The following is a 22,278-nucleotide window of genomic DNA, read 5'->3' as shown; positions in this document are numbered from 1 at the left end:
ATAGCTTTTTTAACATGAAGATTCACAAAAAAGAGAAGCTATAATATTACAGCCTCTCTTTTTGTGACTTTGAACTTTAAGCTTTCAACTTACTTCTTCTTCGCTTCAGCATACCTTCTGCTTACTTCATCCCAGTTGACTATATTCCAGAATGCTGAGATATAGTCCGGTCTTTTGTTCTGATACTTCAGGTAATATGCATGTTCCCATACATCGAGTGCCAACACAGGAGTTCCTTTAACTTTTACTATATCCATCAAAGGATTGTCCTGATTTGGAGTCGTAGTGATTTTTAGTTTCCCATCTTGACCCACTATCAGCCAAGCCCATCCTGACCCGAATCTTGTCTTTGCAGAGTCGCTGAATTGAGCTTTGAAGTTGTCAAATGAGCCAAAAGTCTTGTTTATATCTTCAGAAAGAGCTCCTGCAGGTGCACCTCCTTTTGGGGAAAGGACAGTCCAGAATAAGCTATGGTTGTAATGCCCACCTCCATTGTTTCTTACCGCTGTGTTGTATTTGCTTACATTTTTGCAGATCTCTTCAATGGTCTTTCCATTGAGAGCAGGATTGGCTGTTACTTCTTTGTTTAAGTTTTTTACATAAGCATCATGATGTTTGTCGTGATGTATCTGCATGGTCTGAGTATCGAAGCTTGGCTCCAGCGCTTCATAAGCATAAGGCAGAGCAGGAAGGGTAAATTGTGCGAATGATAATGTTGAAATAAACAATACTAAAACGCTTAACAATATTTTTTTCATAGGGATTGAGTTAGGTTATTATTGGCTAAAAATAGTAAGTTTTAGATTTATTTATATAAACTTAATAGTAGTAAGTTGTAATGGGTTGATAATTATATGATTATTGTGCCTCTATAATTTATGATTCTTAAAAAAGATCAAAAAGAAAAATAGATTTAGTATATTTGTCGCAAGTTTTGGTTTCCGGTGGTCTGCACCTTCGGAATTAAAAGGGAATCAGGTGGAAATCCTGAACAGTTCCCGCTGCTGTAAGCTTTGTAAAAACGATTGACATCCTCGCCACTGTCCTTTATGGATGGGAAGGCCGTCAAAAGTAAAGTGAGTCAGAAGACCTGCCAGAATCTGTACATTCGTAGCTTTCGGAGAAAGGGCAAAGGATTTATGCTTCATTGATAGGGATACCTGTATTCACTCAAGGCCGTATTTTCGTTGTTACGAATGATTATTATAATAATGATCATCTTGTAATGAAGTTTGTTAAGTTTTTATTTCTGTCACTATTCTGCATGCTGAGTCAGGCTTTGTTTGCCCAGACTGAAGCTGATACAGTATCTCATTTGCGGGAAGTTGTGATTGAAGGAAACAGACTGAATACTTTTACTGCAGGAAATAAAATACAAAGGATTGATTCTGCATCTATACAAAGATATAAGTCTGGTAATCTTGGAGATCTACTGACTTTTAGTTCTCATCTGTTTATTAAGTCTTATGGAATCGGAAATATGGCTTCCATATCTTCGAGAGGGACAAATGCGAGCCAGACAGCAGTCTTATGGAATGGCTTTAATGTACAATCACCTACTCTTGGCCAGGCTGATTTCTCTTATATTCCGGTAAATTTCGCAGATAATATTGAAATACAGTATGGTGGTGCCGGAGCACTCTTTGGTAGCGGCGCGACTGGTGGAGTTATAAGTCTTAATTCTTCACCTGGATTTAACAAAGGATTAACTATTGTCGCTTCTTTAAATGGAGGAAGTTTTAATTCCTACCAGCAATCAGCTAATGTTTGTATTTCTAAAAACAGATTTGTAAGTGTTCTTAAAGTATTTAATTACACAGCTGAGAATGATTTTCCATTTTATGTAGGTGAGTATAGAGTACGACAAATCAATGCTGCTGTGAGGCAGAAGGGATTATTGTCAGAGAATTTTTTCAGAATAAAAAAGGACCAGGAGCTGAATGTCAGGATCTGGTTGCAGGATAATTATCGAGAGATTCCGCCATCCATGGCTTCCAGATCCAGCAATCAGCCTATGCTCTTAGTTAACGAGACTCTTGGTTCAGATTTTTTTAGAGTTACCTCTGAATGGAAGAAATCGGGAAAGGTAGCTTCTTATTTTGTAAGGACCGCTTATTTCAATGAGCGTATGAGTTATGAAGATACGCTTGCTCACATGCTTTCAGTAACAAGATTCCATACCTCAATTTCGGAGGCAGAGAGCAATATAAGATTAGGACGAAATCATTTATTGAATATAGGGTTGAATAATACATTTAATCAGGCAACCTCTAATGGTTATCCGGATTCTCCTTCACAGAATAGAACGGCATTGTTTAGCTCATATAAATTTTCTTTTTTGAATGATCATTGGAGGACTGTAGTAAGTCTTCGTCAGGAGATGGTTCAGGGAAAGCTAATACCTTTTACACCATCAGCAGGTGTTGAAGGACGACTTGTTAAGTATTTGTCTTTAAAAGCGAATGTTTCAAGAACATACAGAGTGCCGACCTTTAATGACTTGTACTGGAATCCTGGAGGAAACAGAAACCTTAAACCTGAGTCTGGATGGAGCGAAGAAGTAAGTTTGATAGCTTCTCAAATCAGAGGAAATAGAAATAAAAATTCTGTTATGCTTACATTCTTCAATAGCAACATTGAAAACTGCATCATGTGGCTTCCCTCAGGAGGTACCTGGAATGCGCAGAATATCCAATCCATTTGGTCCAGAGGTTTGGAAAGCAGTGTTTCCTTTTATAAAGAAATCAGAGATTTTCAATTAAGACTTACAGCACTGTACAACTATGTTGTTGCTACCAATCAGAAGGCAAGGATGGATAATGATAATATTGTAGGAAAGCAATTAATCTATGTTCCTATTTATACAAGTCAGGCAACTTTAGAGCTCATATACAAAGGTTTTTACGTGAATTATGTTCACAGCTATACCGGAAACAGATACTATACTACAGATAACTCAAAGGTAGTAGCTGCCTATCAGTTAGGGAATATTGTAGTAGGAAAGAATTTTAGAATGGGCAATTCATTTTTGAATGTTAATGTTCGAGTGAATAACCTCTGGAATGAATCCTATCAGGTAGTTTTAAACCAGGCCATGCCAATGAGGTATTTTCAAGCTGGCCTCTCATATGCCTTTAATAAACCAAATAAACATATAAACTAGAATAATAAAATGAAAAAAGTTTACAGTAAGTGTAGTCAATACTTAGGAGGATTAAAACCTCTTTTGACCTTTTGTTGCTTTTTGCTTTTGGCGGAAGTAGCCATAGCACAAGGCGTTTCAACTGTTGATGAGCATACTCTTTCTCCCAACTCCTATTGGAATGGTTCTGACGGTTCTGGCGGTTTTCAAAGTGGTGATGCATACTTTTATAATAATTATAACACATTATATAAGTCCTGGTCAGGTTTCTCTTATACGAACATGAAGGACACCATTACTCCTAAACATGTAAATCCATACAGCGCAATTACAGGAGCAGGCTATAATGCCTCAGGAAATTATATAGTATCATCTGCATATTCACCATCATCGGTTCGTCTTACAGGTGCACTTAGAGGAAAGACGGTCAGTGGATTTTTTGTTACCAATACTACCAACACTGCACTTTCAATGAAAGATAAAAAGAACGGAGAATTTGGAGCAAAGCAGTTTGGTGGAGAATCCGGCAATGATGAGGACTGGTACAAATTGACTGTTAAAGGTTATTTAAATGGTGAAGGAAAAGCTAATAGTGTTGATTTCTATCTCGCTGATTATCGCTCATCAGATAACTTATTTGATTATATCGTAAATACCTGGCAATGGGTGGATCTTACTCCGCTTGGAAATGTTGACAGTCTTTCATTTGAACTCACTTCATCTGATGTGGGAGAGTGGGGTATGAATACTCCTGCTTATTTTGCAATGGATAATTTTAACAATCCTCAGTTTTCAGGTAAGCCTGGCTCTGCAGGAAACACTGCTATTCACAAGGATAGTGAATTGTTTAAGATTTGGGCTTCAGGAGGTGTTATTTCAAGAGGATTTCAGGATATTTCAAACCATGATCTGGGTAAAGCATCAACCGGAGAATTAACTGGTGCTTATGGAAGAGCAGGCACAGGGTTAGTAAGTCTCGGAGATAGTGGTTATGCTACACTTACCTTTGATATGCCAATTATAAATGGCGTTGGGCCTGATTTTGCAGTCTTTGAATATAGCTTTGCTCAGGAGTTTAAAGAACTCGCCTTTGTGGAAGTGAGTTCAGACGGAGAACATTTTTTCCGTTTCCCTGCTACTTCTTATACAGATCCTGTAACGCATCAGATTGATCAGGCAGGAACCAATGCATATCTTCGTGAAAACCTTCTTAATAATTTAGCAGGCAAGTATAATGGTGAATATGGTACACCATTCGATCTTGATGAATTAAAAGATCTAGACGGGCTGGATATATATGCTGTGACGTATGTACGTGTAGTAGACGTTGTTGGAAGTATTAATCCATTCTACGCTAGCAAAGATGCTGAAGGTAGAAATGTAAATGATCCTTGGCCAACTCCATTTGCTTCCAGTGGTTTTGATCTGGATGCTGTTGGTGTGATTAACACAGGAGTTCCTGCTGGTATTTCTAATGCAGAAGAAAATCGTATCAATGTTTATCCTAACCCTTCTCAAAAAAATCAGTTCATAAATGTCACACTAAATGTTTCTGTAGATCAGGAGTATGATGTTCAGGTGTATGATTTTGCTGGTCAACTTGTGAAGTCACAGAAGTCAGACTCTCAAAAGTTCACTATTTCTACTGAAGGCTTTACTGCTGGCATCTACGTAGTAAAAGTAATTGAGGAAGGTGAAGTAATTACAAGAAAATTTGTTGTTAACTAATTTAAAGATGAAAAATATCACAGGATTTGTTTGTGCTGGCATTTTCCTTTTAAGTGCCTGTGTAAGTGACAAAGCCAAAGATGTGAAACCTGAAATACCGGTGGCAGCGAAACCTGCTGCCGGTGTATATATTACCAATGAAGGAAACTTTACTTGGGGAAATGCCTCTGTAAGTTATTATAACTTTTCAGATCAACAGGTGACTGAAGATGCATTTAAAGCAGTTAATAATCGTCAACTGGGAGATGTCTGTCAGTCTATGTCTATTATAAATGGAAAGGCTTACATTGTGGTGAATAATTCATTTAAAATAGAAGTTGTCACTCCTGATAGTCTTAAGTCCGTGGGGGTGATAAGCGGCTTAAGTTCTCCAAGGTATATATTGGCAGTTGGAGAGAATAAAGCTTATGTGACGGATTACAAAAGAAATGCTATTTACGTTGTGGATCTTTCAACCAACAATGTGATTAAAGAAATTCCCTGTAAAGGTTGGACAGAAGAGCTGGTGCTTGCGGCTAACAAGGTTTTTGTAACGAATGTACGAAAGCAATACCTATATATTGTTAATCCTGCAAGTGATATTATAGAAGATAGCATTAAGATAGGTTTGAATGCTTATTCTATTAAAACAGATAAGAATAATAAGGTGTGGGTGCTTGCAGGCAAGAATGGCTCAGTTGCTGCAAAGTTGCATAAGATAAACCCGATTACTAATGCAATTGAACAATCATATTCATTTAATGCCTCAGACAACCCCGGTTCATTAGAGATCAATGGCACAAAAGATACATTATATTATCTGAATAAAGGAGTATGTCAATTGTCTATTTCAGATGTCTCATTACCTAACGCAGTATTGATCCCGCAGGGTAATATGTTGTTTTATGGGTTAGGCATTGATCCTGCATCAGGGGTTATCTATGTCTCGAATGCTATAGATTATGTTCAGCAGGGAATAGTATACCGCCATCTTTCAAACGGAACTTTATTGAATAGTTTTAAAGTCGGCACAACGCCGGGAGATTTCTGTTTTTATTAATAAAAAGTTCTGATTTGATTTACTGGATTTGGAAATAGGAAGGCTGTCTTTGTTATAAAGGCAGCCTTTTTTTGTGGATATCTGAATTGTCTATTCTAATACATATCCTTTTTTTTCTCTATGAAATATTATAAAATTTTTTAAATTTATACTATTGATAAAAATCCGCAGTTAATGAAAAATGCAAATAAAGCCCTTGTGTTAGTAATTATGGTCATTAATTATTTGACACTAAGTGCACAAGATGTTCCGGAAAAACTCTCTGGTGACAATGTTATTGGTACTGGTAATAATTTACACAATGCATTTGATGGAAATTTAGAAACCACATTTGCTAATATTACACAAAGTAGTGGGAGCTGGGTAGGTTTAAATTTAGGCGAAAAATATGTAATTGAAAAGATTTCATATTGTCCCGCAAAAGGTGGAGCCTCAAAATTACAACTTGGAGTATTTGAAGGTGCAAATAATCCTGACTTCGGTGATGCCGTACCACTATTCATTATCAAGGAAGTCCCTAAAGAAAATATACTTACCAAGCAAATTATAAATTGTTCCAAAGGATTTCGATATGTAAGGTATGTAGGTCCTTCCGGTACTTATTGCAACATAGCTGAACTTGAATTTTATGGGCAAAAAGGGGAAGGTGATAATAGCAATCTCTACCAGCTAACAAATTTACCTACCATTACAATTCATACTAAAGATGCTGCTGATATAGTTTCAAAAGATAATTATCTAAAGGGAATAGTAACTATAATTTCTGATAATGGCGCTCAGGTATTTACTGATAGTCTTGAGATAAAAGGAAGAGGAAACGCCAGTTGGAATTTTCCAAAGAAACCATATAAGATGAAGCTCTATAATAAAGCTTCCTTATTGAAATTACCTGCTAAAGAGAAAAACTGGACACTTATAAATAACTATGGAGACAAAACTCTGATGAGAAACCTGTTGGCTTTTGATTTAAGCCAACGTTTGGATATGTCTTATACGCCTGCAGGAAAGGCAGTGGATGTTATTTTGAACGGGGAGTACAAAGGTACCTATCAATTATGCGATCAGATTGAAGTTGCAAAACAAAGAATTGATATAGAGAAAATGGCACCGGAAGATGTATCTCTGCCCAATTTGTCAGGAGGATACTTACTAGAAATTGATGCATATGCCAATGAGGGAACTTCTTGGTTTGTATCTACTAGAACTTATACTCCGGTAACTATCCAATATCCGAAAGACGATGAGATTGTACCAGGACAGAAAAGTTATATAACTGCTTATTTCAATTCAATGGAAACTGCATTGTTTTCACCCGGCTACAAAGACGAAATAAATGGATACTCAAAATACATAGATAAAGGAAGTTTTATACGTCAATTTTTAGTGGGTGAGTTTAGTGGCAATACGGACACATATTGGAGTACTTACCTATATAAGAAAAGGAATGATGATCTCTTTAGATTTGGTCCGGTATGGGACTTTGATATAGCATACGAAAACGATTACCGTACTTATCCTATCAATAATAATCCGGAATGGGTTTATGTCTCTAAAGGAAGTGCTGCGGGAGGAGCACGCTCAATAGTGAATAGGTTACTTTCCGATTCAAGTCTATATGCTGATTTAAAATCTGTATATGCTACATATCGGGATCATGGAATATTGAATGAATCAACTTTGTTAAATGTTGTTAATGATTATGCAGTTGAATTAGAGCAATCTCAACAGTTAAATTTTATTCGTTGGAATATACTCAATTCTCCGGTTCACATGAATCCGAGAACCTATGGGAGTTATGCTGCTGAAGTAAATAATGTAAAGGAGTATATCAAAAAAAGATTAGTTTGGATGGATAGAAAATTAGAGTATACTCCTACAGTTATTGCTTCTACCGGTAAGAAATGGAATTCGAAAGTCATTATACGTACAGATGAAAACAGTATACAGATCTATAATACTACCCAGCAACAACAAGTTGATGTTGTTGATCTTTTAGGAAGAACCATTGTTTCCAAAACAGTAGCAGAAAATACTATCATTAACATAGAAAAAGGAATTTATCTGGTTCTTGTGACAAGCTCATCAGGGGAATCTGAAGTTATAAAATGTATAGTGCCTTAAGAGTATGGGCAACTCATTAAAACTAGTTGGCTGTATTTGCGGCAGAGATAAGATCTAACAAAAAAAAACAAGTATGAAAAGCAGTTTTGATAAAATTGAAAATTGGTTAAATGAAAATGCTGAGAAAATTACTGAGTTTTCATTGTTAGAACCTGCAAGTGAAAATGAAATTAATAAACTGGAAAAAGCAATAAACAAGACTCTTCCGAAAGATTTTAAAGAGCTATACTTATGGCATAATGGCTTGTGTGATGATGGAAATGTCGGTAGTCTTTTCTTTGGGATGGATTTTTATCCGATTGAAAGAATACTTGAAGAATATCATAGTAAAGAGAAATTTTCTTCTGAAAATATTTCTTTAAAGAAGGCAGATAAGGAAATAGATAAATCTAATATATACAATTCAGATTGGGTGAAATTTGCTTTTGATGGTTCACATACAAGTTTATACCTTGACCTTAGGCCAACCAATGAAGGAAAGTATGGACAAATCATTTTCATTGATGATGAATATGAAACTGGAATTTTAGTAGCCAATTCTACCTCTCAATTAGTGTCAGATTTTGCGAAAGATTTAGAAGATAATCTATATCATCTTAGTGAAGATGCTTTACAAGACGAAAATCATTATTTGGAAACTGATCAATCAATTGACATAGTTAATTGGCAATCAAGTGAAAGGTGGAAGCGACAGTAAGTGTAATTGAATATTAGCAGTTCTAGAAAGAGTTAGTAATGAAATTTTCTTGTCATCGAAATATGGAAATCTTTATCCATAAATAATGAGAGATTATAAAAATATCATGTTGACAACTCTTATTACGTTTTTAATCGGAGGCTGTTAATTTTATGGGGCTATAAGAATGAGGGAATCATAAGAATTATTTTTGGGATTTTAATCATTGTAATATTTGCTAAAAATGGAATTCATAATTTTAAATATATACAAGAATTAAGATTATGGAAAATGCAAAATAGCAATAGACTTGTTTTCTATTATCCTACTAAAAAGGACATTTAGACAGAAATTGAAGAGAAATTTTTGCCCATTCTTCCTAAAGACACTTTAAGAGTTTATTATGAAGGCTCGAAACTTGTTGGCGATATTAAACGTTCAGTGGCAATTGAATTAATTGGTCACTACCAGGGAATAAAAGTGAATTCTCCATCTATATTTAAAATTGCCGAAGATAAAATTTATTTAGAAAGCTTACCCGAGCTAATGGACTCTAATATAGACTTGAACTCAATTAAAGTAAAAATTAACAAAATTATCAATGCATAATAATGCTTATGCAAAAGTTGATTGACCGGTCAGAAGGAGGAATTTGAATCTGGTCGAATAATCATATAATAATGCCTTCTACGGCGTAAAATTCAGTATTTTTTTTACAGCGCTTTTGTAAGTTGTTGATAAGCAGTGGTTAATAGATAGTTTCCAAAAGCTGTTTCGATGTTTACCTTTTTGATCTGGATGTGTAGAACCCAAAATTTCCTTTAATTTATCCTAATTCTAAATCCGTAAAGGCATGAAAATAAAACTACCTCCAATGTTGTCCCGTGTCGTCTTTTCATTTGTGATGTTATTTATAACATCTCATATGTATGCACAGACTGTAACCACAAATACGCAAAGTACCCATAATGGTTTTTTTTATTCCTTCTGGAATGATAATAGCCAAGGATCAGCATCCATGACCCTGGGGGCAGCAGGAAACTATAGTACAACATGGAACAATGTTGGAAACTTCACTGCTGGAAAAGGCTGGGCTGTGGGGAAACCGGATAGAGTAGTATGCTTTTCTGGCTCATTTAATGGTGGAAGCAACGGGTTTCTGGCTTTATATGGATGGACAAAAAATGCTTTAATTGAATATTATGTGTGTGAAAATCATGGACAATGGACACCTCCGGGAAATACAAGTGATATACAAAAAAAAGGTACTTATACGAGTGATGGAGGTACATATACTATTTATACGGCAACTCGTACCAATCAACCGTCTATTATTGGTACAGCGACATTTCAACAATATTGGAGTGTTCGTACACAAACAAGATCTAGCGGAACCATCACCTTTGCCAACCACGTTGCTGCATGGAAGGCTGCCGGGATGAACATGGGTTCAACCTGGGATTACCAAATCATGGAATCAGAAGGGTATCATAGTTCAGGAAGTTCAAATATCACAGTGAGTGAATGCGTGTCTTGCGCAACTCCTGCGCCGACAACGACAGCTTCGTTTGATTACGAAGTTGGGGAAACAGCTAAACAATTAACAGCAACAGGTACTAATCTTAAATGGTATACTGTATCATCAGGTGGTACAGCTTTATCATCTGCTCCTACACCAAGTACTGCTACAGCTGGTACTACAAAGTATTATGTAGGACAAACACTGAACGGATGTGAAGGACCACGAGCTGAAGTTACTATTCGCGTGTCACAGAAATATAAGATTTATAAAGTGCCAACACCGATTGCCATTGATGGAGCAATTGAGTCCACGTGGACGAATGCAAGTGTGCAGCCGGCAGCCGCAGCAAAGTTGCTTTCAGGAACTGTTACGAATATTGCAGATCTGTCGGGTAATTTTAAAGCCTTATGGGACGATACCTATTTGTATGTGCTGGCAGATGTAACAGATGACAAAAAAGTGAATGAAAGTACCAATGTATATGATGATGATGCTGTTGAAGTCTACGTAGACATTAATAATGACAAGGCTACCACCTATGCGGCAAACGATGTACAATATTCTTTTGGGTGGAACGATGGCACAACGGTTGGTATATTGCCTTCAGGACGTTCAACAACTAATATTACTTATAAAGTTGTAGACAAAACAGGTGGTTATATTGTGGAAGCGCGTATTCCGTGGACTACATTACAAGGTTCACCTGCAATAGGTCAGTTGGTAGGTATGGATTTTATGATCAACGACGATGACGATAACGGAACACGTGATGGTAAGTTATCCTGGAATGCAAGTGAAGATGATGCCTGGGAAAATCCTTCCTTATTTGGTACTGCTATCTTACAGGGATTATTACCATGTACGACACCAGAGCCTCCAACAGTTGTATCGCCTGTTACATATTGTCAGAATGCAACTGCATCAGCTTTAACTGCAACAGGTACAAACTTGTTATGGTACACGTCTTCGACGGGAGGCACAGGTACAGCAACTGCAACACCTGTTACAGCCGCAGCAGGAGAGGTTATTTATTATGTAACGCAGAATGTTGGAGGATGTGAAAGTTCACGTGCTCAGATTAAAGTGACGGTAAATGCCTTGCCGACAGCATCTGTCACCGCAGGTTCAGCAACTACATTTTGCTCCGGCGGTTTAGTAACATTGACATCAAGTACAGGTTCTTCATACGTATGGAAAAATGGAACGACACAGGTTGGAACTGGTGCAACATATTCTGCAACAACACCTGGTTCGTATACCGTTGAAGTTACAAATGCAAATAATTGCAAAGCTACATCTGCCGCAACAACTGTAACAGTTAATGCAGCGCCCTCTGAACCAACGGTTAACGCATCCGTGGCTTATTGTCAGAATGTCGCTGCAACACAATTAACTGCAACAGGAACTTCATTGAAGTGGTATGCAGACAATACGACATCTACCGCATTGCCAACAGCTCCGACGCCTTCAACAACATCAGTAGGTACAACAAACTACTATGTGTCTCAAACAACAAATGGCTGTGAGAGTCCAAGGTCAAAAATTTCAGTCACTGTAAATTCTCTGCCAGCAGCAGTGATCACCTCGGCCGGTTCAACCACCATCCCTTCAGGAGCTTCAGTTACTTTGAATGCAAATACTGGCTCAGGTTTAACATATAAATGGTATAATGGTTCTGTGCAGGTAGGGACTACTGCATCCTATATAGCTTCTACTGCTGGGGGGTATGCTGTTGAAGTAACAGACGCATCAGGTTGCAAGGCTACATCACAGCCAACGAATATAAATGTTGTTGCTAATCAACCTTCTGTGATTTCAATTACATCTCCGGCAGCGAATGAAACAATTGAAGGAACAATCACTATTGCAATAAATGTTTCGGATCCGGATGGAAGTGTTACATTGGTTGAATACTTAGATGGAAATTCTTTGCTTGGTACAAATACTTCACAACCATATAACTTCAATTGGACCAATGCCAGTATAGGTGCTCATGTAATTTCGGTCAGGGTAACTGACAGTAATGGAGGTATTACTACTTCAGCGCCTCTACCAGTGAATGCCGGTATAACTACAGGAATATCATCAGGTAACAATATGTTTGCAAATGTATATCCCGTACCTGCCAGAGATGAATTTGTAGTTGAGACAGAATTGAATCTGATAAATGCATCTGTTAAAATGACAAATGCCTTAGGAACGGAAGTATCGTTGCCTGTTAATATTCAAGGTAGCAATGTCAGTTTAAATGTGAGTGAATTAGCTGATGGGCCTTATATATTGATGATCAGACAGGATTCAAAGATTGTAACAAAAAAGATTATTGTAGCACACTAATTAAAAACACATACATCTATCATCATCTTCTTCTTAAACTCCAGTTGATATCAATCGACTGGAGTTTTGTTTTTTTATGATACTATTGTATATGTATAAAAGTTGAAGCTTTTATTATTTCATTTTTAATAATAAAAATTGAAATACTTTATAAAAAATAAATGTAGCAAGTTCCGGGTTTCCTGATAGAGCGGGCTTTGCAATCTTTGCATGGGAAATTTAAAGTGAAACACAATGCAAAGATTTAAAAACAAATTCGCACTTATCACAGGCGGAACCAATGGAATGGGCTTTTCCACAGCTCAACAATTCATCAATGAAGGTGGCAATGTAATCATCACAGGACGAACATCAGCAACTGTGAATAGAGCCATAGAACAATTAGGAGACAATGCGTTTGGTATTGTATCCAATGCAGGTAATATGAGAGATATATTGTCTTTGCAAGAGCATGTAAAGCGATATACGGAAAGCATTGATCTTCTTTTTGTTAATGCAGGGTATGGAAAATTTGCTTCCATAGAAAATGCTGACGAAGCTCATTTTGACGAATTGTTCAATATGTTGGTGAAAGGGACTTTTTTTACCGTTCAACAAATTCTTCCTATGATGAAAGGAGGAAGTGCAATAATACTCAATACGTCAGTAGTTACAGGAATGGGTATGCAGAATTTCTCAGTTTATTCGGCGGCAAAATCTGCAGTTCAATCATTCATCAAAACTTTTGCAGCAGAGCTTACAGCAAAAGACATTCGTGTAAATGGTATTAGTCCTGGTTATATCAAAACGAATGGGTTTAATAATACAGGTTTAAACCATGAACAAGTTGAAGGAGCCATTCAAAGTATTATTCCTACGATACCTTTCAAGAGATTTGGTGAGTCTGTCGAAATTGCTAATGCAGTTTTATTTCTTGCTTCTCAGGAAGCTTCATATATACATGGAACGGAGTTAACAGTAGATGCAGGAGTTTCAGTCTTAAAGTAATGGAACAAAAGTTACAAAAAATAGATTGGACCTTTGTTGCAGATGAAATGAATCAAAAGGGTTTCGCCGTTATTCCTAAATTCTTATTGAATGATGAATGTGAGAGTTTAAAATCAGATTACAGAAGTCCTAACATTTATAGAAAAACCATAGTAATGGAACGCTATCATTTTGGCTTGGGAGAATATAAGTATTTCAACTATCCGCTTCCTGACATCATTCAGCAAATTCGAACAGAGGTATATACGCACCTTGCACCGATAGCCAACATGTGGTTTAAGGTGTTAAATATAGACAAACAATTTCCGCCTACACACCAGGAATTATTAGATCAATGCAAAGTCAGCAATCAACAAAAGGCAACTGTTTTGATATTGAAATATGGCAAAGGCGGATACAATACACTTCATCAGGATTTATATGGAGATATTTATTTTCCAATACAAACCGTTTTGTTTTTGAGCGAGCCCGACCAAGATTATACAGGTGGAGAATTTGTATTGATACAACAAATTCCAAGAGCGCAATCCAAAGCCATTGTCTTAAAACCGAAGAAAGGTGATATGCTGATTTTTACCACTCACTTCAAGCCTGAGAAAGGAACGAAAGGTTATTTTCGTGTCAATATGAAACATGGTGTAAGTGAAGTTCTCAGTGGAGAGCGTTATACATTGGGTATTATTTTTCACGATGCTATAAGTTGAAAAATGATACAGCACAAAGAAATATCTGATAAGGATTTACTTAGTAAAATCAAACATCAGGAAATACGTTTTGGTGGAAACATCAAACTGAAGATTTACGGAACTTTGTCATGTGCTTCGGGTAAAAAGATGAAAAGAGACAATAGGGTATTCTTTTTTGAGGAAACAGAAGCGATAAACAATGGTTTTCGCCCTTGCAGTCATTGTATGAAAGAGCCATATAAAAAGTGGAAGCATGAAACTATTTGAGGACATAATTGATAAATCAAGAAATTGGTTGCCCAAAGACGGCACTGTAAATTATTACGGCAAGTTATTCAACCAGGAAAAAGCAGATTATTATTTGAAAAGATTGCTTAGTGACATTGAATGGCGAAATGATGAAGCAGTTCTCTTTGGAAAGAAAATTATAACCAAGCGAAAAGTGGCTTGGTATGGCGACAAGCCTTTTGAATACACTTATTCCAATACAACCAAACATGCATTGCCCTGGACAAAAGAACTTTTGGAAATCAAAAAGATCGTTGAAATAGAAACGGGCGAAACGTTTAATTCCTGTTTACTCAATCTGTATCATAGTGGGGAAGAGGGAATGGCATGGCACAGCGATGGGGAAACCGATCTAAAGAAAGATGGAGCAATCGGTTCGTTGAGCTTAGGAGCAGAGCGGAAGTTTGCTTTCAAACACAAAACAACAAAAGAAAAAGTAGAAATGATTCTGGAACACGGAAGTCTTTTAGTAATGAAAGATACAACTCAAACGCATTGGCTTCATAGATTGCCGTTGAGTAAAAAAATAAAAATGCCAAGAGTAAACCTGACATTCAGGACTATAATTCATTAAACTAAGCGAAAAGTGAAAATTGTTTAATTACATTCCTCTATTGATCATGTTTCATTAAAGAAGGATAAGCATTATCAGTATGATAATAAATCGTAGCATCCTTCAACTTCTTGATTTCCTTTAAAGTATGTTGTTCTTTAAATTGTTTCTCATTGGTGTTGAGATATAAGAGACGCTCGCCATTGGTCCATTCCACAAAATAAAATTCTTTTCCTTGAGCATCTTTATAATCCATAGAATATGCTGTTGTGTTATTGATAAGGATGATAGGTATGGGATTATTAGAGATGATCAAACTTTTGGGTAATTTATTTACTTTAGTAATAACCTCATTATTTTTCCAGCTATCAGTATTGTAGCCAACGCCCTTGTGCCATTGCAGACCATTTTTGTATGTCCTGTATGCAGGATAAATAAGCCATAGACAAAGAACAGATATCAGGTATTTTTTGTATTTGAAATTTTCAATTGCCCTATCTATTATAATAAAAGTAGAAATCACAACAGGAATAAATACAGGAGAAAGATATCTGTCATCGAAATCACATATATCTTTAATGGTATTGATAAGGATGAAAAATCCAAGGTAGGCAAAGATAAAAGAGACAAGTGCGTTGAAAGCTGGAGGTATTTTTTTTCTTAGTTTCAAACTAAAAACAACACAAGCTATAATTAAAATGCTTATGAATACTAATTTGACTGATGAGGGTAATGTATTTGGGATAAAGTATGTTGATACAATCTGCAATGCATCTGTTATGTTTTTGAAGATAGATTTTGTTCCTTTATCGTATTCGATAGAGAGATTTCCACTTACTATATAATTTCTGATAAACCAAAGTCCCAGAAAGAAGCCTGTGTATATTACATAAGATATTATGTTTTTAATTTTTTCACCGAAGCTGAAATTTCCTGAAAATGTGAGTGCAAGAACAGTACTGAAAATAAAGGTGATTCCAATGTATCGGATATAAAATCCAGCTACAGAATAAAGCACAAGTAAGAAAAGGGATATCCCATTTTTGTTTTCCAGAAATGCTATAAGTGTTGAAAGATATGCAACTGAAAAAACTATGAATAAGAGATCAGACCAGAGGAAAACTCCATTCTGGACTAATACTGTTGAAAGGCCAATAGATATAAAAGCTATAAGCCGGATAATGGGGTTGCTAATTGCTTTTTGTAGAATGAATATTGAACTGACGAGCATGCATAAAAAGAATATCGCATTGCTCCACATGGCAAAGGTAGGTATGTCTAGTCCGGTGTATTGGTAAAAAGATAACCATAATGCATATCCCGGAGGGTATAGGGTTAATCTGTTTCCATGAATATCAAGGAAGAGGTCTGAGTTGGTAAAAGCCCTTGCAGCCTGCACGTAATATCCGGAATCATGAGTCAGTTCAATTCCATTTGATCCAGCAATCAAAGGGATGAGTGCTGTAAAAAATAATGTGAGAATAAAATAAAGAGTAAAAGTTATTTTACTTGACATAGTTAGTGAAAATCTTTTTTATAAAATGTCGTGAAAAGACCTCACCCTAAATCCCTCTCTTAAAGGAGAGGGACTTTGGTGAGTATGTTAAGATTTAATTTACTTGTTAAATTTTTATCTACATTGATTACATGTTTTATTATTGTAGACTGTTCCTTTCTCCTTCAGGAGAAGGGTTAGGGATGAGGTACACATTAGTAAAAATAGAAAAAGCTGCCATAAAAAATACAGCAGCCTTTCCCGATCATGAAAATAAAACAACTTCAACTTTTAGCTTTCAGCTTTATACTAACGTTAATTCAACACTTCTTTTAATGAAGCTTGTAAGATCATTGCCTTTCAGCATTCCTTGTGAAAGTAATGCCAGGTCAAATGCTTGTTTTGCAATTCTTGATTTAGCCTCATCTCCATCAGCCTGAAGAATTTTCTGGATCGTTTTGTGATTAGCATTAACGATTACATTGAATTGATCAGGGAATTCACCAAAGCCGGACCTTCCACCCATAGCCATGTCTTTCATTCTTCTCATAAATTCAGGCATGGTTAGAGATACAGGAAGCTCATCCACAGGAAGTGATTCAACAGTTACAGTCATATTTGGCTTGCTGATCACTTTTTCAAAAATCTCTTTTACTGATTTCTGCTGATCTTCGCTCAATACGCTTTCAAGCTTTTCATCTTTATCTATAAGCTTTTCAACTGTATCAGCATCAACTCTCTTCAGATGGAACTTTTCATTTTTTCTCTCTGCAAGACCTATGAAGTGGCTGTCAATAAGAGTGTCTAATAATAGAACATCATAGCCTTTTCTTTCAGCAGACTGAATGTAAGCGTCTTGCTTACCCGGATCAGAGCTATAAAGGGCAACGATATCCTGATTCTTGTCAGTCTGATTGTCTTTGATGCGTTCTTTGTATTCGTTTACAGTGAAGAACTCATTCTTAAGGTTTTTTAACAGACAGAAGTCTTTAGCTTTTTCATAGAATTTATCTTCACTGATCATTCCATATTTAATGAATACGCCAATGTCATTCCATTTCTCTTCAAAGCCTTTTCTGTCATTGTTAAATAATTCAGATAATTTATCTGCTACTTTTTTAGTAATGTAAGTGTTGATTTTCTTAACATTTCCGTCTGCCTGAAGATAACTTCTTGATACGTTAAGCGGAATGTCCGGAGAGTCAATCACACCATGAAGCAACATCAGGAATTCAGGGACAACATCTTTTACTTCATCGGTAATGAATACCTGACGGCTGTAAAGCTGAATTTTGTTTTTCTGTACTTCGAATTCCCCTTTCAGTTTAGGGAAATATAAGATACCTGTCAGATTGAAAGGATAATCGACATTCAGGTGGATCCAGAATAATGGATCTTCAGTGAATGGATAAAGTTCTTTATAGAAATTAATGTAGTCTTCGTCTTTCAGGTCAGAAGGTTGTTTTGTCCAGATTGGATTTGGATTGTTTACAACCTTTGCGTCAAATTCAATTTGAACCGGAAGGAATTTACAATACTTATCAAGGATGTTCTGAAGTCTGTATTTATCTAGAAACTCTTTGCTGTCTTCAGCTACATGAAGGATAATGTCAGTACCTCGTGTAGCTTTATCTGCAGCGGAAATTTCAAACTCAGTGCTACCGTCACATATCCATCTTGCTGCTTCAGTACCTTCTCTGAATGATTTAGTAACGATTTCTACTTTTGAAGCAACCATAAAGGCACTGTAGAAGCCTAGTCCGAAGTGTCCTATGATTTGCTTGTCTTCCCCTTTGTCTTTATATTTTTCAAGAAATTCGGTGGCACCGGAAAATGCAATCTGATTGATGTATTTTTTGATTTCATCTGCTGTCATACCGATACCATTGTCGCTAATGGTAATGGTCTTTGCATTTTCGTCTAGTGATACGGTAACCTTAAGGTCGCCGACTTCTTCTTTGCATTCTCCGAACGATGCAAGTTTTTTTAATTTTTGGCTGGCATCTACAGCGTTGGAAACCAGTTCCCTAAGAAAAATTTCGTGGTCCGAATAAAGAAATTTCTTGATTATCGGGAAAATATTTTCGGTGTGAATGGATAAAGTACCTTTTTCTTCTGCCATTGTATTTTTATATTTAATTAATTTTCTATTCGATAATTTTCAAAAACCATTCCATTGGAGGGCAAAACTGTCAAACTGACAGTAATTAATGTAAACATTATCGTCAATACTTTTTTTGTAGTTTAAATTATATCTATCAATTTTGACGTTTGATATTTTAGTATGGAATTATATCCTTTAAAATTTAACCCGATTTTTAAAGAAAAAATTTGGGGAGGGCAAAAGATTAAGACTATCCTCGGAAAAGATTTTGGTCCCTTACCAAACTGTGGAGAAACATGGGAGATTTCTGGTGTAAAGGGAAATGTTTCTAAGGTAAGTGAAGGGTTATTAAAAGGCTGTGGCCTGGATGTGCTGATCGAAGAGTATAAGGGGAAACTGGTGGGAGAAAGGATCTATAAAGAATTCGGAAACGAATTTCCTTTGCTTGTAAAATTTATTGATGCAAATGAAGATCTGAGTATTCAGGTACATCCTGATGATAAGGTTGCAAAGGCTAAACATAGCTGTTTCGGAAAAACTGAAATGTGGTATGTTTTTCAGGCAGAGGAAGGGGCGAGGCTCAACACTGGTTTTCAAAAGGGCGTAACGAAAGAGAAGTATCTTGAATACCTGGATAATAATAAGCTTGAAGAAGTACTGAATTTTGAAGAGGTAAAATCCGGAGATGTATTTTTTCTCCCTGCTGGCAGAGTACATTTTATAGGTAAGGGGATTCTTCTGGCTGAAATTCAGCAAACTTCTGACATAACTTACCGCATTTACGATTTTGACAGGGTCGATGACAAGGGGCAGAAAAGGGAATTACACACTGAACTGGCTCTGGATGTAATCGATTTTAACCATTATTCCGATTATAAAACCCAATATACAGACAAGATCAATGCCCCGGTTCAGCTTGTTCAGAATGTCTGCTTTACCACAAACCTGCTGCATGTAGACGGGACAATCTCCCGTTCCTATAAAGGTCTGGATTGCTTTGTGATATATGTTTGCTTTGAAGGGAAGGCAGTTATTAAGTATGGAAAAGAATCGGTTAGTATTCAGAAGGGAGATTCGGTTCTGATTCCGGCGACTATTGATGAGGTAATGGTGGAAAGTATTTCGGAAACCAAACTTTTGGAGTCTTATATTGATTAAATCATAATACAGATAGATATTTAAGTTGGAATCCTTCTCTTTCTCTAAAAGGGAAGGATTTTTTATTTCGGAATTAAGTTAAGTGTTTTAGTAGGGAAGGATGGATTATAAGAAAAGTTGGGCAAAAGAAAAAAACAGGAATCGATGCAAAACCCCGCAAGCAATTCCTGGTAAAAGACAAACCTCAGCTTGCCATTTTTTGCTTTTGTACTGGCGATACGGCTTTAGGATTTATTTTTGCGGCCTGTACCGTAGTTCTTTTAATTTTATTCTTTGCTCCTGCTGTATTTCCTGATTTCCAGATGAGATAGTAAACAAATATTGACAATACGATAGTGCCAATAGAAGCAAGCATTGTTATTCTATAGGTGTTCACATCTTCAACAGCTTCAGCGTGCGTAACAGGTATTACAAGTATATATGTTATAAGAATTAATAGAATCTTCTTCATAAGTTGTTGGGAGTAAATGTTCCTCTTATTTGAAAAACAGGAGCAGGAAATGATATGTTTGTGATAGCGCTGGATGGGTTGATTTTATTGATAGTTTGACGGAATTGTGATTTTATAAAAAAGAAAATGCCTGTTTGCTAAGGTGTACAGACGGATATAAAAAGTAGAAAAAAAAAGAGGCAACCTGATTAGGTTGCCTCTGCATATTATATAAACTAATTTACTAAGCCTTGTTACTTTTGTAATAGTTGATTAATCCGTTGGTTGAAGCGTCATGGGATGTTACTTTAGCATCACCAGGAAGTTCAGCAAGGATCTTCTTTGCAAGTTGTTTTCCAAGTTCTACACCCCACTGATCATAAGGATTAACGCCCCAGATCATCCCTTGCACAAATATCTTGTGCTCATACATTGCTACAAGCGCACCAAGAGTTTCAGGGGTTAGTTTTTTGAAGAATATAGAGTTGGTAGGTCTGTTACCAGGAAATACTTTATGTGGAAGTAGTTTCTCCAGAGCTTCTCCTTTTAGACCTTCTTTCTCAAGTTCAGCTTTTGCTTCAGCTTCTGTTTTACCTTTCATCAAAGCTTCTGTCTGAGCGAAGAAGTTTGCCAGAAGTTTTTCATGATGATCACTTACTTGATTCTGAGTTTGAACTGGAGCAAGAAAATCAGAAGGGATAAGTTTTGTTCCCTGATGTATTAACTGATAGAAAGCGTGCTGGCCATTGGTTCCAGGCTCTCCCCAGATAATAGGACCTGTCTGATAGGCACCTTCAATAACATCTCCATCTCTTGTAACTCTCTTACCATTGCTTTCCATATCACCTTGCTGGAAATATGCAGCAAAACGGTGCATGTACTGATCATATGGTAAAATTGCATGAGACTCAGCTCCGTAAAAGTTATTGTACCATACACCTAGCAATGCCAATATAGCAGGTACGTTTTTCTCAAGAGGCTCATTTCTGAAATGGTTATCCATATCATGAGCACCTGCAAGAAGTTTTTCGAAATTCTCAAATCCTATGTACACAGCAATAGACAAGCCTATTGCAGACCATAGAGAATATCTTCCTCCAACCCAGTCCCAGAACTCGAACATGTTTTCAGTATCTATACCAAATGCAGATACTTCTTTTGCGTTTGTAGAAAGAGCAGCAAAATGCTTTGCTACAGCTTTCTGATCCTTTGCCGTTGCAAGGAACCAGCTTTTTGCAGACTCAGCATTGGTAATTGTTTCCTGAGTAGTGAAGGTTTTTGATGCTATGATGAAAAGTGTGGTCTCCGGATTTACCGCTTTAAGTGTTTCTGCTATATGCGTTCCGTCTACGTTGGAAACAAAATGAACATTAAGGCCTGCTTTTGCATATGGTTTTAAAGCTTCTGTAACCATGTAAGGACCAAGATCAGAACCTCCGATACCAATGTTTACTACATCTGTAATAGATTTGCCTGTATATCCTTTCCATGCGCCACTTCTAACCTGCTCACAGAATTTTTTCATTTTGTCAAGGACTTTGTTCACTTCAGGCATTACATCTTTGCCATCAACGATTACAGGTGTGTTTGACCTGTTTCTCAATGCTACGTGCAATACAGCTCTGCCTTCGGTGTTGTTGATCTTTTCACCTTTGAACATCGCTTCAGTCCATCCTTTTACATCTCTTTCTTTTGCTAGATCAAAAAGGAGTTTCAGAGTTTCTTCCGTGATTCTGTTTTTTGAATAGTCAACAAGTATGTCATTAAACTTTAATGAAAACTTGTCAAAACGAGATGGATCTTTCTCAAACAAGTCGCGCATCTGCAGAGAACTGGTTTGGTCAAAATGCGTTTTTAGTTTCTGCCAGGAAGCAAGCTCTGTTAATTTTTTCATAAGTGTGTTTAATTCTGTTTTTCCCGGTGAGAATCAATTTCCTCCATAACAAATGGCGGTAATTAGATTTTCACTATTTCGATTTTTATTCGAAAAATCCGCCAAATATAAGAAAATG

16 protein-coding genes and 1 riboswitch are annotated in these 22,278 nt (G+C 36.6%); of the genes, 11 read left to right on the top strand and 5 right to left on the bottom strand.

Annotation, left to right across the window (positions count from 1 at the left end):
- Positions 1 to 89: 89 nt before the first annotated feature.
- The gene (locus K350_RS0109515) at positions 90 to 758 is read right to left on the bottom strand and encodes a superoxide dismutase (protein WP_051313014.1); all 669 of its coding nucleotides are present in this window, start codon (positions 756 to 758) and stop codon (positions 90 to 92) included.
- Between the two features lie 160 nt (positions 759 to 918).
- Positions 919 to 1,112, top strand: a riboswitch (cobalamin riboswitch).
- A 35-nt stretch (positions 1,113 to 1,147) separates the two neighbouring features.
- Here K350_RS0109515 and K350_RS0109510 point away from each other — a divergent pair.
- The 10 genes from K350_RS0109510 to K350_RS0109450 all read left to right on the top strand — a co-directional run bounded on the left by K350_RS0109510 (position 1,148) and on the right by K350_RS0109450 (position 15,100).
- Entirely contained in the window at positions 1,148 to 3,163 is a 2,016-nt protein-coding gene (locus K350_RS0109510; protein WP_081670949.1) for a TonB-dependent receptor, read from the top strand.
- Between the two features lie 9 nt (positions 3,164 to 3,172).
- Complete coding sequence (locus K350_RS30965; RefSeq protein ID WP_051313013.1) at positions 3,173 to 4,870, top strand: T9SS type A sorting domain-containing protein; 1,698 nt, start codon at positions 3,173 to 3,175, stop codon at positions 4,868 to 4,870.
- Positions 4,871 to 4,877: 7 nt separating this feature from the next.
- A complete protein-coding gene (locus K350_RS0109495) occupies positions 4,878 to 5,909 on the top strand; it encodes a YncE family protein (protein ID WP_028979714.1) in 1,032 nt (343 codons plus the stop codon).
- A gap of 174 nt (positions 5,910 to 6,083) precedes the next feature.
- Positions 6,084 to 8,030: a CotH kinase family protein gene (locus K350_RS0109490; protein WP_028979713.1), complete on the top strand. Its 1,947-nt coding sequence runs from the start codon at positions 6,084 to 6,086 to the stop codon at positions 8,028 to 8,030.
- 73 nt (positions 8,031 to 8,103) lie between these two features.
- Positions 8,104 to 8,727 carry an SMI1/KNR4 family protein gene (locus K350_RS0109485; RefSeq protein WP_028979712.1) on the top strand — a complete coding sequence of 208 codons (624 nt, stop codon included), beginning with the start codon at positions 8,104 to 8,106 and terminating at the stop codon, positions 8,725 to 8,727.
- An 832-nt stretch (positions 8,728 to 9,559) separates the two neighbouring features.
- Positions 9,560 to 12,565 carry a glycoside hydrolase family 11 protein gene (locus K350_RS28095; RefSeq protein ID WP_081670948.1) on the top strand — a complete coding sequence of 1,002 codons (3,006 nt, stop codon included), beginning with the start codon at positions 9,560 to 9,562 and terminating at the stop codon, positions 12,563 to 12,565.
- 234 nt (positions 12,566 to 12,799) lie between these two features.
- Positions 12,800 to 13,552 carry an SDR family oxidoreductase gene (locus K350_RS0109465; protein ID WP_028979710.1) on the top strand — a complete coding sequence of 251 codons (753 nt, stop codon included), beginning with the start codon at positions 12,800 to 12,802 and terminating at the stop codon, positions 13,550 to 13,552.
- Complete coding sequence (locus K350_RS0109460; RefSeq protein WP_028979709.1) at positions 13,552 to 14,256, top strand: 2OG-Fe(II) oxygenase; 705 nt, start codon at positions 13,552 to 13,554, stop codon at positions 14,254 to 14,256. The genes K350_RS0109465 and K350_RS0109460 overlap by 1 nt, the downstream gene beginning before the upstream one ends.
- A 3-nt stretch (positions 14,257 to 14,259) precedes the next feature.
- Positions 14,260 to 14,505 carry an Ada metal-binding domain-containing protein gene (locus K350_RS0109455; RefSeq protein ID WP_028979708.1) on the top strand — a complete coding sequence of 82 codons (246 nt, stop codon included), beginning with the start codon at positions 14,260 to 14,262 and terminating at the stop codon, positions 14,503 to 14,505.
- A complete protein-coding gene (locus K350_RS0109450) occupies positions 14,492 to 15,100 on the top strand; it encodes an alpha-ketoglutarate-dependent dioxygenase AlkB family protein (protein ID WP_028979707.1) in 609 nt (202 codons plus the stop codon). Before K350_RS0109455 ends, K350_RS0109450 begins: the two co-directional genes overlap by 14 nt.
- Positions 15,101 to 15,137: 37 nt before the next feature.
- Here K350_RS0109450 and K350_RS0109445 read toward each other — a convergent pair whose 3' ends face one another.
- Entirely contained in the window at positions 15,138 to 16,595 is a 1,458-nt protein-coding gene (locus tag K350_RS0109445) for an ArnT family glycosyltransferase (protein WP_028979706.1), read from the bottom strand.
- A gap of 283 nt (positions 16,596 to 16,878) precedes the next feature.
- Positions 16,879 to 18,696, bottom strand: coding sequence for a molecular chaperone HtpG (gene htpG, locus K350_RS0109440; protein ID WP_037574898.1), 1,818 nt, complete (start codon positions 18,694 to 18,696; stop codon positions 16,879 to 16,881).
- A 162-nt stretch (positions 18,697 to 18,858) separates the two neighbouring features.
- Here htpG and K350_RS0109435 point away from each other — a divergent pair, with 162 nt between their 5' ends.
- Positions 18,859 to 19,836 (top strand): type I phosphomannose isomerase catalytic subunit, encoded by a 978-nt coding sequence (locus K350_RS0109435; protein ID WP_028979704.1) that lies wholly within the window; start codon positions 18,859 to 18,861, stop codon positions 19,834 to 19,836.
- A gap of 184 nt (positions 19,837 to 20,020) precedes the next feature.
- On the opposite strand, the gene K350_RS0109430 is transcribed toward K350_RS0109435, so the two are convergent.
- Positions 20,021 to 20,287, bottom strand: a complete 267-nt coding sequence (locus K350_RS0109430; protein WP_028979703.1) for a hypothetical protein — start codon at positions 20,285 to 20,287, stop codon at positions 20,021 to 20,023.
- Between the two features lie 223 nt (positions 20,288 to 20,510).
- Positions 20,511 to 22,160, bottom strand: a complete 1,650-nt coding sequence (pgi, locus tag K350_RS0109425; RefSeq protein WP_028979702.1) for a glucose-6-phosphate isomerase — start codon at positions 22,158 to 22,160, stop codon at positions 20,511 to 20,513.
- Between the last annotated feature and the right edge of the window lie 118 nt (positions 22,161 to 22,278).

The sequence above is a fragment of the Sporocytophaga myxococcoides DSM 11118 genome (assembly GCF_000426725.1).
GTDB classification, from domain to species: domain Bacteria; phylum Bacteroidota; class Bacteroidia; order Cytophagales; family Cytophagaceae; genus Sporocytophaga; species Sporocytophaga myxococcoides.
Note: the sequence above shows the minus strand (reverse complement) of the source record. Positions and strands in the feature narration are given on the sequence as shown.

Bases quoted from the DNA above. Each gene is read 5' to 3' on its own strand.
- K350_RS0109515 (WP_051313014.1), bottom strand. From the start codon at position 758: ATGAAAAAAATATTGTTAAGCGTTTTAGTATTGTTTATTTCAACATTA.
- K350_RS30965 (WP_051313013.1), top strand. From the start codon at position 3,173: ATGAAAAAAGTTTACAGTAAGTGTAGTCAATACTTAGGAGGATTAAAA.
- K350_RS0109495 (WP_028979714.1), top strand. From the start codon at position 4,878: ATGAAAAATATCACAGGATTTGTTTGTGCTGGCATTTTCCTTTTAAGT.
- K350_RS0109490 (WP_028979713.1), top strand. From the start codon at position 6,084: ATGAAAAATGCAAATAAAGCCCTTGTGTTAGTAATTATGGTCATTAAT.
- K350_RS0109485 (WP_028979712.1), top strand. From the start codon at position 8,104: ATGAAAAGCAGTTTTGATAAAATTGAAAATTGGTTAAATGAAAATGCT.
- K350_RS28095 (WP_081670948.1), top strand. From the start codon at position 9,560: ATGAAAATAAAACTACCTCCAATGTTGTCCCGTGTCGTCTTTTCATTT.
- K350_RS0109465 (WP_028979710.1), top strand. From the start codon at position 12,800: ATGCAAAGATTTAAAAACAAATTCGCACTTATCACAGGCGGAACCAAT.
- K350_RS0109460 (WP_028979709.1), top strand. From the start codon at position 13,552: ATGGAACAAAAGTTACAAAAAATAGATTGGACCTTTGTTGCAGATGAA.
- K350_RS0109455 (WP_028979708.1), top strand. From the start codon at position 14,260: ATGATACAGCACAAAGAAATATCTGATAAGGATTTACTTAGTAAAATC.
- K350_RS0109450 (WP_028979707.1), top strand. From the start codon at position 14,492: ATGAAACTATTTGAGGACATAATTGATAAATCAAGAAATTGGTTGCCC.
- K350_RS0109445 (WP_028979706.1), bottom strand. From the start codon at position 16,595: ATGTCAAGTAAAATAACTTTTACTCTTTATTTTATTCTCACATTATTT.
- htpG (WP_037574898.1), bottom strand. From the start codon at position 18,696: ATGGCAGAAGAAAAAGGTACTTTATCCATTCACACCGAAAATATTTTC.
- K350_RS0109435 (WP_028979704.1), top strand. From the start codon at position 18,859: ATGGAATTATATCCTTTAAAATTTAACCCGATTTTTAAAGAAAAAATT.
- K350_RS0109430 (WP_028979703.1), bottom strand. From the start codon at position 20,287: ATGAAGAAGATTCTATTAATTCTTATAACATATATACTTGTAATACCT.
- pgi (WP_028979702.1), bottom strand. From the start codon at position 22,160: ATGAAAAAATTAACAGAGCTTGCTTCCTGGCAGAAACTAAAAACGCAT.